Raw genomic sequence first — 13,138 nt, forward strand, 5'->3', positions numbered from 1 at the left:
AAATTTGGAACAAAAATAACAATTTTTGAATTAAACGAACAAGCCTTTAACATTAGCGGCAAATAATTTAACAGCAATTGCTAGCAAGACAACTCCAAAGGTTTTTCGGATGACTCCTAATCCATTTTTACCTAATACTTTTTCGATTTTAGCAGACGATTTTAAAACGGCATACACTACAAAAATGTTCAGAATTATAGCAATTATGATGTTGATTGTTTCGTATTGAGAGCGCAAAGAAAGTAATGTTGTCATCGTACCAGCGCCAGCAATCAAAGGGAAAGCCAAAGGCACAATGGAAGCTGAAGAATTGGTTTCTTCTTTGTAAATTCGAATTCCGAGGATCATTTCTAAAGCTAAAAAGAAAAGTACAAACGAACCCGCTACTGCAAATGAATGTACGTCAATTCCGATTAGCTTTAACAATTCTTCACCAACAAAAAGAAAAACAATCATAATAACTCCTGCTACAAGAGAAGCTTTTTCTGATTCGATATGACCAAATTTCTGGCGTAATTCAACTATAATCGGAATTGTTCCAACGATATCAATTACTGCAAAAAGCACCATTCCTATGGTTATAATTTCTTTAAAATCCAATCCTAACATAAACGATACATTTAAGTTGCAAAATTAATGCTTTCTTGATTGTTGTAGAGCAAATAGTGAAGTAATTTTCAATTCGAGACTAAGTGCACAAAAAAAGTAAAACCTTTGTACCTTTGGCCAAAAAAAGTCAATTGTTATGTTTCAGTTAGGGAAGACTATAGTTTCGGAAGATATATTAGAAAAAGATTTTGTGTGTAATCTTTCGGCATGTCACGGTGCATGTTGCGTTGATGGTGACGCTGGTGCTCCTTTGAGTGCCGAAGAAACTAAGATTTTAGAAGAAATTTATCCAAAAGTAAAACCTTTTCTACGCAAAGAAGGCATTGAAGCCATTGAGCGATTAGGGACTTGGGTAAAAGGAACTGACCAAGATTTAGAAACACCATTGATTGACAACAAAGATTGTGCGTATGTAATTTTTGATGGGAAAACAGCTTTATGCGGAATCGAGCAAGCGTACAACCAAGGTGTTGTGAGTTGGAAAAAACCTGTTTCATGTCATTTGTATCCCATTCGCGTAAAAGATTTTACCGAGTTTGCTGCTGTGAACTATGATCGATGGGATATTTGTGATGATGCTTGTTCATTGGGTAAAGAATTACAAGTTCCGATATATAAATTTGTCAAAGAAGCTCTAATCAGAAGATTTGGTGACGATTGGTACATGGAATTAGAAAAAGTAGCCGAAGATTTGAATAATGGAAAATAAAATAACGCCTTGAATTACAAGGCGTTATTTGTTTTTAAAAGTGGAGAAGATGGGGCTCGAACCCACGACCTCTTGACTGCCAGTCAAGCACTCTAGCCAACTGAGCTACATCCCCAAAATTTTTACAAATATAAAGTAAAATTGAAAAATCAATTATTTTTAATGTAAAATATTACAAACAATTTAATATTAACTTATTATGAAGAAAAAATGTCTAAATTGTTTTTTTGATTTGAAAAAAAAGCATAATATTGCTTCACTTAAAAAAAACAAATACAAACTATTAACTTTAAACCACTTATGAAAAAAACTACTCTTTCATTATTTTTTGTTGCTTTTATGGGAGTGAGTGCTTTTGCTCAGACTATTGTGAGTACAGCGCCACAAAACAAAAAAGTAATTCTTGAAGAATTTACAGGGGTGAATTGCGTTTATTGTCCACAAGGGCATGCAATTGCAAACACTATTAAAAATTCCAATCCAAACAATGTTTTCTTGATTAACGTACACGTTGGAGGTTTTGCTACACCAGGACCAGGTCAGCCTGATTTTAGAACTCCATTTGGAACAGCTATTGCTAACCAAACTGGTTTGACAGGATATCCTGCTGCTACGGTTAATCGTACTGCTTTTGCAGGCTTGTCTCAAAATGGTGGAACAGGAACTGCAATGAATAGAAACAATTGGACTAATGCATCAAACCAAACATTGGCACAAGCTTCTTATGTGAATGTAGCTACAACAGCTACGATTGATGTGAATACTAGAGTTTTGACTGTTTTGGTTGAGGCTTATTACACAGGTGCCAGCCCAGTTTCTACAAACCGATTGAATGTTGCGTTTTTACAAAACAATACATTAGGACCACAGACAGGTGGAAATATGGGTAGCAATTACAACCACCAACACAGATTGATTCATATGTTGACAGGTCAATGGGGAGAAACTATTAACACTACTACTGCTGGTACTTTTGTGACTAGAACTTACACTTATACAATTCCTGCAGCATACAATAGTATTGTTGCTGAAATGGGAGAGTTTGAAGTAGTTGCTTTTATGGCAGAAACTCAACAAAAAATTATTTCTGGTAACGGAACCACTCCAACTTACACAGGTTTAACTAGTAATGATGCGAAAATCAAAGAAGTTAAAGGTATTGATGCTCAATGTGTGACTTCTCTTCAACCAAAAGTTGAAATTCAAAACTATGGTCAAACACAATTGACTAGTTTGCCAATATCATACTCAATTAATGGAGGAACTCCACAAGTATACAATTGGACTGGAAATTTAAATCCACTTGCTCGTACAACAGTTACATTACCAGCAACAACCTATACTTTACAACCAACAAACACTTTAGATGTTTCTATACCTGCTGATGATAATAATGGAAATAATTCTGGTACAGTTTCATTTGATAAAGCTGGTGAAACAGACAGCTCTGATATTACCATCAAAATCACTTTAGATGCTTATGGATCTGAAACTTCTTGGATGTTAAGAAATTCTGCTGGTGCAATTGTTGCAATTAGCCCTACTTATACTGATGCTGCTGCTGCTGGTGCTTATCCTCAACCTGATATTGACTTAACGTTACCTAACGATTGTTATACTTTTACTATTGAAGACTCTTACGGTGATGGTATGAATAGTGGTTACGGAGTTGGAAGCTACCAAATATTAGGAAATGGTGTTTTAATTTCAGGTGCAGAAGGTGGAACTTTTGGAAGCTCAGAAGCAAAACCATTTAGTGTTGCAAATCCGTTAAGTAATAATGAATTTTCAACCGTGAAAGCTTCTGTTTATCCAAACCCATCTACAGGAATCTTTACATTCACTACTGCATCTAATTTTGATTTAGTAGTTACAGATATTACTGGTAAAGTAGTATTTACAAAAAACAATATGTCTAATAACGATTCTGTAAATTTATCAAACCTTCAAAGAGGTGTGTATTTAGCTAAATTAACATCAGAATCAGTTGAAGAGACAATCAAAATCGTATTAAACTAAAAATAGAAAATGACTGCTATACTCTAAACTCATCTTTAGAGTATGGTAGTTAAAATAAAGAAAAAATGAAAAAGATAATTACTCTTTTAGCTTTGTTAACGTTGCAATTTGGTTTTTCTCAAATCACTCTTGCACGATTAAATTTCACTCCGATTCCAAGTGGATCTGTTATTGCGAATAACCAAACTGGTTATCCTCAAGCTGAAGTTGGGTTTAAAGTAAGAAACACTGGTTCAACAACAACGAACGTTTGGGTAAAGTGTGAGGATTTAATAAATAATGATGGAACAAATTTCCAGTTGTGTTTTGGAGAAGAATGTCTTCCTGAAGTTGCAGAAGGAATAACTTATCCAAGTGTAGGTGTTACTTTAGCTCCAAATGCATCAAATGGTAATTTTGATCACTTTCTAAATGATAACGTAGGAAGTGGAGTTTATCCGCTTGATTTTGTATTCCGTTTTTATCAAACGAATCAAGCGACACAAGGCGGAACAGAAGTGGGTAATTCAATCACAGTTACCTACCGCTATGATCCTAATTTAACAATTGATGAGGTGAATCAATTAGAAACTTCAGGTGTAATTGTTAAATCTACTTTAATTGATAATGAATTGATTTTAGACGTTCTTAAAAGTACTTCTATGGCAGTTTATGATTTGAATGGTAAAGTGGTTTACAATTCTGAGTTGAACTATGGAGTTCAATCCATTGACTTTTCAAATATAAGTTCTGGAGTATATGTAATTAATTTTACAAATGATGAAGGAAATTCATCTACTAAAAAGATAATCAAAAAGTAATAGTTTTTGAAATAAAAAAAAGGCTCGCAATTTGCGGGCCTTTTTTATAATGAGTTGATCCAATTTTCAATGAGTTGTACAGCTTCAGTGTGCCGTTTGGTTCTTCCTAATGGAGGCATAATGTATAACAAGTCGTTTTCGGTATTTACACGATAATGTAGAATCGATTGACCAACATTTCCTGGTGTTACTGTTATGCTGTTATAACCTTCCAAATAATGCGCAGCATGAGCCATTACGCCCATTTTCATAGGGTTAACAGTTTCGTTGAAAGCAAAACGTAAGTTCATCCACGATGGTTCTCCTCCATCAATATGGCAGTGTGCACAGTTCGCGTCAAAATAAGAACGTACTCTTAAATCCAGTGATTTTGAAGTGTCTTTGAAATTAACAGTAGAATTGATGTTAGAAGGCAAATTATTATCCAAATAACCTGTTTCAATCAGTTTGGTTAATTGATTTTTAGAACCTTCAGCGTAGGTCAAATTGTAGTTGATGTTTTGTGGTTTAATTCCAATCGGACTGATAATGGTGTTGTTAAATTTTGCATGACATCGCAAGCATTCAAAATCTACTTCGGGAGTTCTGTAATCAATAGTATGAATCACATTATTGCTGTCTTTCCAACTGATTACTCTTGTTGTGCTTTGGGTTTCTATATAAGCCTCAGTTTGCTCGTCATTCCAAATGTACTCTGCAAATATCCAACCCGTAGATTTTCGTATCATCATACGAGTTTCAATAATTTTTGTGGTATTTGCTGGTTGTACGTTAGTATAATAAAACATTTTAATCACAACAGCTCCAACGGGTAAATCCAAAACCGAATGATCGTTAACGTACGTTGCTTTGGCTCCATTTGGCATCCAAACAAAACGCTTTTTCTCGGCATAATCAGTAAAAAGTTCAGTGGCTGGTTGGTACAAGATAACTCCATTGTTTGGAGTTAAGTTTTTTAATTCGCCTGTAAAAAAATGATAATCGGATAATTTCGGATAAGGAACTTGAGTCAAGTCTACCGAAACATTTGGTAGGTCAATATATTCTTCATCAGAAGAGCTACACGATAGTAAAAAGAACAAAAATCCAAATACTAAACCAATTGTTATTTTCTGAATTTTTATCATTGTGATTACTATTTAGAAAGCCGTATTGAGTGATAATGAAAATCCTGAACTTTCTGGAACAAATCGGCAAACTCCACCCACACATACTAAACCTCCTCTTTGTCTTCCAAAATTCATTGCAATTCGAGTCGATTTTTTTCTGAATGCTCCACCCAAGTTATAATAATGGTTTCTGGCGTATTCTAAGTCATTGCCGTAGTTGTATAAATCAGAAACATAAACAGAGAATTTAGAATTTAGGTTCATCTCTATCGTTGCTCCAGCCCAGTTTTTCTTGTCACTGTCTGCCCACATATGTTCTCCCATAATTCTCATAGAGCGAGTTGGTGTAAATTTGTATGTAGCTTCGGCAGCAACAATGTTTGAATTTACTTCTCCTGATCTACCATCTATGAATTTTTTGTTGTAGTATTGGTTGATGTAACTGAAGACAGATTGCCATTTTGAATCCCATTTTTTGGTAATTTCAATATTGGCGTCTGTAAACATTCTTTTACCAAATCTAAAGAAATCAGTTTCGTAATTTTGAGGATTGAAAATGTAAAAAGTACCACCCAAAGCGTTCCAATTGGAAACGTTTAAGGCTACTTTCATCCCGTTTTTTCCTCCTAATTTACTTCCTTTTTTAAAATCATAGAAAACATCAATTTGTCCGCCAATTTCACCTGCTTTAACAAAATCTACATCTTCTAAAAGTACGCTTGGTTGTGCCTGATAAACGTAAATGTTTGCTAAATTGTAGTGGTGTTGCTTGGTTAAACTCGGAATGAAATTCATCAATCGGTCGTTGAATGTATTTCCTTTAGCATCTCTTTCCGAAAAGAAACTCATGTTTTCTAATCGTCTGAAAGAGGCATCAATACCAAATCCTTTTTTAGAATAACCCGTATTAACTAATAATGCGCTACCCGGTTTTATCAAACGATTGTCAATTTGGCCTGGAGCTTGGACAACAGCATCATGTGTTTTGTAATCAAATTCACTTGAAAAATAAACCGAGTTATGATTCACGTTTATTCTTGCGGCATAACCGTTAGTGACATCATCAAAATTTTGATTTACGATGTCAGTTTTTTCATCTCTTGCAATGTAAGTCAATCCCAGAGAAACATCCGTAGTTTCCATTTTGAAAATTGGTGACAATCCTATTTCAACATCGGCACCATATATTTTTCCTCTACTTACGTCAAATCCGGTTCTTTGTTGACCATAAATGGATTTTAGTGTTAAGTAATCCGTTGGTTTAAAAATGATTCGTCCACCACGTAAGGCATTATTGATACCCAAAGCGCGGTCTTCCCAACTTCTGTACAATAATCCGCTACCAAATTGCTCGTAAAAATAACCAGCGGTAACATCAATTTTTTTATTCTTGTACTGTAAGAAATAAGTCGCTACATTGGTTCCGCTGAATTTCGGATTGTAAATAGCCAACGATTCATCTTCGTTTTTATAATTTTCGCCTTGAATACCAGCCGACCAATTCTTGTATTTAAAATTTAAAAAAAGATAATTATTAGAACGCAGTGGTTGAGCTGGAGCAACAGTTGGATTGTTGAATTCGTCTTTTAAACATTTATCATCCAAAAACCATTGTGAATTGGATTCAAATCCGCCGTTAAATTGAATTTTTTCTTTAGGTTGTTCTTGAGAAAATACGGTAGTAGTTATGAAACTTAAAAATAGTAGTTGAGTTAGTTGTTGTAATTTCATTTTTTATAAAGTCTTCAGTTTTTCAAATAATTCAACTTCACTTCCCGGAACATAACCGTTTTGAATGTGAACTATTTGATTGTTTTTTACTACAATTGTATAAGGAATGTTTACAATTGAAAGTGCTCTTTTTAAATCTTGGTTAGTGTCTAATAAAATTTTATAAGTCCATTCTTTTCCGTTTACCAAAGGTTTTACTCTTTTTTGCGTTCTAGAATCATCGGTTGAAACGGCAATAACTTCAAAATTGGCCTCTTTCTTCCAATCTTCTTGAAGATCGTTCATTTCATCAAGTTCATTAATACACGGTGCACACCAAGTTGCCCAAAAAGAAAAAACATATAATTTGTCTTTTTCATTGAACTCATTTTTCAACGAAACCGACTTACCTTCAAGTGTCGTCAAATTCAAATCGGGAAGGTTATTTTGAGCGAATAAATTAAATCCTACAAAAAGCAATAAAAGAGATAAATTTTTCATAAAATGTTCAATTAGAGTTGCAAATAAATAAATAATATTATTAAGATTAAAGTTTTTTTTGTTTTATTTGCAATCAATAATCATGCAAATTTTTTTTAATATGAAAAAGATACAACTTTTAGCTTTGTTTGCTAGTACAGCTTTGTTTTTCTCTTGTAGTGATACAGTTGTAGTTGAAAATCGTCCAGATCAAAGTGCTACCGCTCCAGCTATTTCTGGCTATTTTAAAAAGAATGTTTTAATTGAGGATTATACAGGTACATGGTGCGGAAATTGTACTCGTGTTGCTTATGCAATTGAACAAGTAAAAGAACAAACCGATAATGTGGTTACTGTAGCGATACACAATGGTAATGATCCGTATCATTTTCCTGGAATTGCTCCATTAAAAAATTTAATTTTACCAAATAGTCCGCTTGCTTTACCAGTTTCTCGATTGAATCGAATGAATGTTTGGACTTTTCCTGAAGTTTCGAATACTCAAGAAGCCATAGATTTGACTAGTAATAATACTACGGTTGGTTTAGCTATGAATTCTACGTTGAGTAATGGAACTATTGATTTAACTGTTGATGTTAAGTTTTTGGATGATTATTCGGATTTAAAATTAGTAGTATACTTGATGGAAAACGGATTAGTGTACCAACAGTTCAACTACACTAATTACTATGATGGTTATTTGATACCTAATTTCGTTCACAATCACGTATTAAGAGTTTCGATGACTGATATTTTAGGTGATGCGATTACAGGTACAACAAATGGATCAACTGTTTCTAAAACGTTTTCAATTCCTGTTCCTGCCAATATCGCAAATGCAAATAACATTAGTTTCGCCGCTTTTGTTGTGGGTGCAGATAACAAAGCAATCAACGTGAGAGAAGCACACATCAACGAAGCTCAAACATTTCAAATTAACCCGTAAGAAAGAAAAAATTATAATATCATGAGAAAGGTCACTTTTATAAGTGGCCTTTTTTTATACTTTTGATTATTATAAAAAAGCTACCTATGTATTCACTCATATCTTTAGTTCAAGAAACCAATATTGATGAGAAACTCAAAAATGCACCCGATAGTGGTTATCAAATTGGAGTAGTAATTGGTTATTTATTGCCTTTTGTAGTTTTTGTCGGAATTGCGTACTATATGTATTATCGTGCTAAAAACAGAAAAGACTTCGATTAAAATTCATAAATTTGCACCTTAATATCATTTCAATGAGTAAAATCAGAATTACTAAGCAGTTTTCTTTTGAAACAGGTCATGCACTTTATGGCTATGATGGAAAATGTAAAAATGTTCACGGTCACAGCTACAAACTTTCAGTAACGGTTATTGGTGAACCTATTTCTGATACTTCCAACGTGAAATACGGAATGGTAATTGACTTTTCAGATTTGAAGAAAATTGTAAAAGAAGAAATTGTTGATCAATTTGATCATGCTACCGTTTTTAATAAAAATACTCCTCATGTTGAGTTGGCTAACGAACTAAAAAATCGCGGACATCACGTAATTTTAGTTGATTATCAACCAACAAGTGAAAATATGGTAATCGATTTTGCTCAAAAAATAAAAGATCGATTGCCTCAATCCATTGAACTTCATTCATTAAAATTACAGGAAACGGAAAGCTCGTTCGCTGAGTGGTACGCTTCCGATAATTTGTAATCTCATGTCTTCCAAAAAAATCTACTTTGCTTCCGATCAACATTTAGGTGCGCCAACACCTGAAGCGAGTTTTCCGCGTGAACAAAAATTTGTGGCGTGGCTCGATGAAGTAAAACATGATGCTGAAGCGATTTTTTTACTAGGCGATTTGTTTGATTTTTGGTTCGAATACAAAACGGTGGTTCCAAAAGGATTTGTGCGTGTTTTAGGAAAATTGGCCGAGATTAGAGACAGCGGAATTCCGATTTATTTTTTTGTAGGCAATCATGATTTGTGGATGAACGACTACTTCGAAAAAGAACTTAATATTCCCGTTTATCACGATAACAAAGAGTTTACCTTTTCTGGAAAATCGTTTTTAATTGGTCATGGCGACGGAAAAGGTCCGGGTGATAAAGGCTATAAACGGATGAAAAAAGTCTTTACCAATCCGTTTTCCAAATGGCTTTTTAGATGGTTGCATCCTGATATTGGAGTGAAATTAGCGCATTATCTTTCGGTAAAAAACAAACTCATCTCGGGCGAAGCCGATGTTCATTATTTAGGAGATGACAAAGAATGGCTGATTCAATACGCCAAACGAAAGTTAGAAACCAAACACTACAACTATTTTGTTTTTGGTCACCGTCATTTGCCTATAACTAAAGAAGTCGGTCACAATTCCACGTATGTCAATCTTGGCGACTGGATTGGGTACTTTACCTATGGTGTTTTTGATGGAGAACAATTCGAACTGAAGAAATTTGAAACCCAATAGTTTTACTTACAACTCAATTGCGTGAGTGATAGAAGTGAATCCCGATTTTATCGGGAGGAACGGATAGCACGACCGAAGGGCACGCCAAAAAACTAATTGGTTTACTTTTCCGCCTTTTTATAAACCCCAATTTTATGCGTTCGCAACGAATAGTACTTCTTTTTCTTGCTTCCTGACGGAATAAAACTAATCACGGTTGATGATTTTGTAGGCATATGACAATCCACACAATTGTTTTTAAAACTGGGTTGAAACGGTTGTACTTTACAGAAATTTTTACTCGATTGTTGATGACAACTCATACAGATTTGTGAGTAATAGGTTGCATTTTTTTCAGCATTAGTGTGTGGATTATGACATGTAATACAGTTCAATGTTGCGTCTTTAGTAAAACATTTACTTTGTTTGAGTAATTCCAATTGATTGCCATGTACGTCAATTGTTGCCTCTTTTGAAACGGATGGATTACTTAAGAAAAATTGTGATACAGTATCACCTGGTCGAAAATCAAATCTCGATTTCAATTGTGGCGAATTGTTTCCCGAATGGCAAATCGCACATTGATCCAATTTTTGCTGATTATTGAGCTTTGTTTTAGTGGTGATGAATTGTGCTTTTAGTTCTTTTGGGAATTTCAAATGATAATTGACGTGCTTTTTTGCCGGACCATGACAGCGTTCACAGTCAATTCCGTAAACGATAGAATTTTTGTCCAATTGACCTGATAATTCGGTTGAGCCGTATTCTTGTCCTACTTTTACGCCTTTGGGTTGCGGACTTTTGATGTTTGAACTGTGGCAACTGAAACAATCCTTTTTTACCATTCGTTCAAATAAGGGATAATGTGCGTCATAACCCGGACTTGTCGCCCAATTGTTTATCGATTGATAGTACGAAATGGGTAATTCGTACAACTTATTTTGATGCCAAAACATTGAGGTTTGCGCGTGTTTTACTCCCATAAGGATATCAAAACGGTATTTTTCAGTAGGTTTTCCGTTTTTATACACCACTTGATACACGCTGTCTTTGTGTTCTTGAACTTTCAAGTGTAAGTGCGGATTGTAAGTATACGCAAATTGTTCATCATCAATACTGCCTAAAATGTTTTCTTTTAATCCGGGCATCGAAGCTTTAGTATGTGAATTGTTTGCCGATAATTCACTGATGTTTTGATGACACTGAATGCAACTTTGCGAACCAGCGTATTCTTTTCCGCGAATGTCAATGTACTCTTCGGATGAATGGGTACAACTCATCAAAGTAATCAACACTAGGAAAAGAAAGAATTTTTTCATGGTCGAATGTCTTTTACTCTCAGTTGAATTGTTACAGTTCCATTGAACTCATTTTCGTCTATGCAATAGGCCAAATCAAAAGGTTTCTGGTTCTTTGTCAAATCTAATTTCGAACCCAAACCAAAACCAATCGCACTAAAACCATCTGAACCCTTTTGTTTTACAAAGAGTTTTAAATGTTCTTCATTCTGGCCTAAATTTTTGGCATAACCCGTATCGTTTGCATTTTTACTCATAAAAACAGGCGTCATATTGTGCGGACCAAAAGGTTCAAATTGATTCAATAATCGAATGAATTTGGGTTGAATTTCAGAAAAATCAAGTTCAGCATCAATAGTGATTTCAGGAATCAGCAATTCGGGAGCAATGGTGTCGCGAACTACTTTCTCAAAGGCTTTTTTGAATGCAGGATAATTTTCTTCTTTCAAAGTCATTCCGGCAGCGTACATGTGACCGCCAAATTGTTCCAAATGTTCGGCACACGCTTCCAATGCATTGTAGATGTCAAAGCCTTTTACCGAACGCGCTGATGCAGCAAGTTTGTCGCCACTCTTGGTAAAAACGATGGTTGGTCGGTAATACGTTTCTGTCAATCGGGAAGCGACAATTCCGATGACGCCTTTGTGCCAGTTTTCTTGATAGACAACGGTGGTGAAGTTTTCTTGCTCACCATTGACTTCAATTTGTGTCAAAGCTTCGATGGTGATTTGTTTGTCCAAATCTTTTCGATCGGAGTTGTGCTGTTCAATTTCGGAAGCAAATTGTTCGGCTTGATCCAAATCAAATTCGGTCAACAAGGCAACCGCCTCTTTTCCGTGTTTGATGCGGCCAGCAGCGTTAATTCGAGGTGCGATGATGAAAACTACATCGGTTATGGACAACGTTTTCTTTTTTAGATTTTGAATGAGCGCTTTGATTCCGGGACGCGGATTCGCATTAATGACTTCCAATCCAAATTTGGCCAACACTCTATTTTCGCCTGTCATCGGAACAATATCGGCAGCGATGGCAGTAGCGACCAAATCAAGATACGGAATCAAATCTTCTGTCGTTTGATTGCGGTTTTTGGCTAAAGCTTGGATGAGTTTGAAACCCACACCACAACCACATAATTCATCATAAGGATACGTGCAATCGTCGCGTTTTGGGTCGAGAATTGCTATGGCATTCGGTAATTCGTCGCCCGGACGATGGTGATCACAAATGATGAAATCAATGTTTTTATCCTTCGCGTAAGCAATATGATCGATTGATTTGATGCCACAGTCCAATGCGATAATCAATGAAATTCCGTTATCGTCGGCGTAATCAATTCCTTTATAGGAAATACCGTAACCTTCGTCGTAACGATCGGGAATGTAGGTGTCAATGTTGGGATAAACACTTTTTAAGTAGGACGAAACGAGTGAAACAGCCGTAGTTCCATCTACATCATAATCACCAAAAATTAAAATGTTTTCGTTGTTATTAATGGCTTCTTCAATGCGACTTACGGATTTGTCCATATCTTTCATCAAATACGGATCGTGTAAATCGGCTAGAGTAGGACGAAAAAAAGTGCGCGCTTGTTCGTACGTTTCAATACCGCGTTGTACTAGTAAAGTCGCAATGATTTCGTCAATTTTAAGTTCGTTTTGCAGTTGCTGAACTTTTTCTTTTTCGGGCTTAGAGAGGAGATTCCAACGCATAATAATGGAGTTTAATTGGTTATTTTGGCTTGTAAATTTTAACAAATATAGAAAATATTTTAGAGAACGCAGATGAAACAGATTTGACAGATTAGCGCAGATTTTTGTTTACTACTTTATTGTAAAAACCACAATTGAAACACAATAACCCAATCAGCATCTAAGTTAGCCATTACTGAACTCTGAACTCTGAACTCTGAACTCTGAACTCTGAACTCTGAACTCTGAACTCTGAACTCTGAACTCTGAACTCTGAACTCTGAAC

13 protein-coding genes and 1 tRNA gene are annotated in these 13,138 nt (G+C 35.2%); 7 read left to right on the forward strand and 7 right to left on the reverse strand.

What is annotated here, in order from left to right; genetic code table 11:
* Positions 1-30: 30 nt before the first annotated feature.
* Positions 31-609, reverse strand: a complete 579-nt coding sequence (locus VK161_RS07395) for a MarC family protein (RefSeq protein WP_324214129.1) — start codon at positions 607-609, stop codon at positions 31-33.
* Between the two features lie 136 nt (positions 610-745).
* Between VK161_RS07395 and VK161_RS07400 the strand changes: the two genes are divergently transcribed.
* On the forward strand, positions 746-1,318 hold the full coding sequence (locus VK161_RS07400; protein WP_324214130.1) for a DUF3109 family protein: 573 nt from the start codon (positions 746-748) through the stop codon (positions 1,316-1,318).
* Between the two features lie 41 nt (positions 1,319-1,359).
* Here VK161_RS07400 and VK161_RS07405 read toward each other — a convergent pair.
* Positions 1,360-1,433: transfer RNA gene (locus tag VK161_RS07405), tRNA-Ala, on the reverse strand.
* Positions 1,434-1,618: 185 nt separating this feature from the next.
* On the opposite strand from VK161_RS07405, the gene VK161_RS07410 reads away from it, so the two are divergent.
* Both VK161_RS07410 and VK161_RS07415 read left to right on the forward strand, forming a co-directional pair.
* A complete protein-coding gene (locus tag VK161_RS07410; protein ID WP_324214131.1) occupies positions 1,619-3,337 on the forward strand; it encodes an Omp28-related outer membrane protein in 1,719 nt (572 codons plus the stop codon).
* 65 nt (positions 3,338-3,402) lie between these two features.
* On the forward strand, positions 3,403-4,137 hold the full coding sequence (locus VK161_RS07415) for a T9SS type A sorting domain-containing protein (protein ID WP_324214132.1): 735 nt from the start codon (positions 3,403-3,405) through the stop codon (positions 4,135-4,137).
* 44 nt (positions 4,138-4,181) lie between these two features.
* Here the strand turns inward: VK161_RS07415 and VK161_RS07420 are convergent, their stop codons facing one another.
* The 3 genes from VK161_RS07420 to VK161_RS07430 are packed head-to-tail and all read right to left on the reverse strand — an operon-like array spanning position 4,182 to position 7,457.
* Positions 4,182-5,264 (reverse strand): hypothetical protein, encoded by a 1,083-nt coding sequence (locus VK161_RS07420; RefSeq protein WP_324214133.1) that lies wholly within the window; start codon positions 5,262-5,264, stop codon positions 4,182-4,184.
* 12 nt (positions 5,265-5,276) lie between these two features.
* A complete protein-coding gene (locus tag VK161_RS07425; protein WP_324214134.1) occupies positions 5,277-6,977 on the reverse strand; it encodes a DUF6029 family protein in 1,701 nt (566 codons plus the stop codon).
* A 3-nt stretch (positions 6,978-6,980) separates the two neighbouring features.
* Entirely contained in the window at positions 6,981-7,457 is a 477-nt protein-coding gene (locus tag VK161_RS07430; protein ID WP_324214135.1) for a TlpA disulfide reductase family protein, read from the reverse strand.
* A 100-nt stretch (positions 7,458-7,557) separates the two neighbouring features.
* Between VK161_RS07430 and VK161_RS07435 the strand changes: the two genes are divergently transcribed.
* The 4 genes from VK161_RS07435 (at position 7,558) to VK161_RS07450 (ending at position 9,887) form a co-directional block, all read left to right on the forward strand.
* Complete coding sequence (locus VK161_RS07435; protein ID WP_324214136.1) at positions 7,558-8,382, forward strand: Omp28-related outer membrane protein; 825 nt, start codon at positions 7,558-7,560, stop codon at positions 8,380-8,382.
* Between the two features lie 86 nt (positions 8,383-8,468).
* Positions 8,469-8,645 (forward strand): hypothetical protein, encoded by a 177-nt coding sequence (locus VK161_RS07440; protein ID WP_324214137.1) that lies wholly within the window; start codon positions 8,469-8,471, stop codon positions 8,643-8,645.
* A gap of 32 nt (positions 8,646-8,677) precedes the next feature.
* Positions 8,678-9,130: a 6-carboxytetrahydropterin synthase gene (locus VK161_RS07445; RefSeq protein WP_324214138.1), complete on the forward strand. Its 453-nt coding sequence runs from the start codon at positions 8,678-8,680 to the stop codon at positions 9,128-9,130.
* 4 nt (positions 9,131-9,134) lie between these two features.
* On the forward strand, positions 9,135-9,887 hold the full coding sequence (locus tag VK161_RS07450; RefSeq protein ID WP_324214139.1) for a UDP-2,3-diacylglucosamine diphosphatase: 753 nt from the start codon (positions 9,135-9,137) through the stop codon (positions 9,885-9,887).
* A 101-nt stretch (positions 9,888-9,988) separates the two neighbouring features.
* On the opposite strand, the gene VK161_RS07455 is transcribed toward VK161_RS07450, so the two are convergent.
* Together VK161_RS07455 and recJ are read right to left on the reverse strand one after the other, a co-directional pair.
* Entirely contained in the window at positions 9,989-11,185 is a 1,197-nt protein-coding gene (locus VK161_RS07455; RefSeq protein ID WP_324214140.1) for a cytochrome c3 family protein, read from the reverse strand.
* Complete coding sequence (gene recJ, locus VK161_RS07460) at positions 11,182-12,873, reverse strand: single-stranded-DNA-specific exonuclease RecJ (protein ID WP_324214141.1); 1,692 nt, start codon at positions 12,871-12,873, stop codon at positions 11,182-11,184. The genes VK161_RS07455 and recJ overlap by 4 nt, the downstream gene beginning before the upstream one ends.
* Positions 12,874-13,138 lie beyond the last annotated feature (265 nt).

Source organism: Flavobacterium sp. (assembly GCF_035299245.1).
Classification (GTDB): domain Bacteria; phylum Bacteroidota; class Bacteroidia; order Flavobacteriales; family Flavobacteriaceae; genus Flavobacterium.

Bases quoted from the DNA above. Each gene is read 5' to 3' on its own strand.
- VK161_RS07395 (WP_324214129.1), bottom strand. From the start codon at position 609: ATGTTAGGATTGGATTTTAAAGAAATTATAACCATAGGAATGGTGCTT.
- VK161_RS07400 (WP_324214130.1), top strand. From the start codon at position 746: ATGTTTCAGTTAGGGAAGACTATAGTTTCGGAAGATATATTAGAAAAA.
- VK161_RS07410 (WP_324214131.1), top strand. From the start codon at position 1,619: ATGAAAAAAACTACTCTTTCATTATTTTTTGTTGCTTTTATGGGAGTG.
- VK161_RS07415 (WP_324214132.1), top strand. From the start codon at position 3,403: ATGAAAAAGATAATTACTCTTTTAGCTTTGTTAACGTTGCAATTTGGT.
- VK161_RS07420 (WP_324214133.1), bottom strand. From the start codon at position 5,264: ATGATAAAAATTCAGAAAATAACAATTGGTTTAGTATTTGGATTTTTG.
- VK161_RS07425 (WP_324214134.1), bottom strand. From the start codon at position 6,977: ATGAAATTACAACAACTAACTCAACTACTATTTTTAAGTTTCATAACT.
- VK161_RS07430 (WP_324214135.1), bottom strand. From the start codon at position 7,457: ATGAAAAATTTATCTCTTTTATTGCTTTTTGTAGGATTTAATTTATTC.
- VK161_RS07435 (WP_324214136.1), top strand. From the start codon at position 7,558: ATGAAAAAGATACAACTTTTAGCTTTGTTTGCTAGTACAGCTTTGTTT.
- VK161_RS07440 (WP_324214137.1), top strand. From the start codon at position 8,469: ATGTATTCACTCATATCTTTAGTTCAAGAAACCAATATTGATGAGAAA.
- VK161_RS07445 (WP_324214138.1), top strand. From the start codon at position 8,678: ATGAGTAAAATCAGAATTACTAAGCAGTTTTCTTTTGAAACAGGTCAT.
- VK161_RS07450 (WP_324214139.1), top strand. From the start codon at position 9,135: ATGTCTTCCAAAAAAATCTACTTTGCTTCCGATCAACATTTAGGTGCG.
- VK161_RS07455 (WP_324214140.1), bottom strand. From the start codon at position 11,185: ATGAAAAAATTCTTTCTTTTCCTAGTGTTGATTACTTTGATGAGTTGT.
- recJ (WP_324214141.1), bottom strand. From the start codon at position 12,873: ATGCGTTGGAATCTCCTCTCTAAGCCCGAAAAAGAAAAAGTTCAGCAA.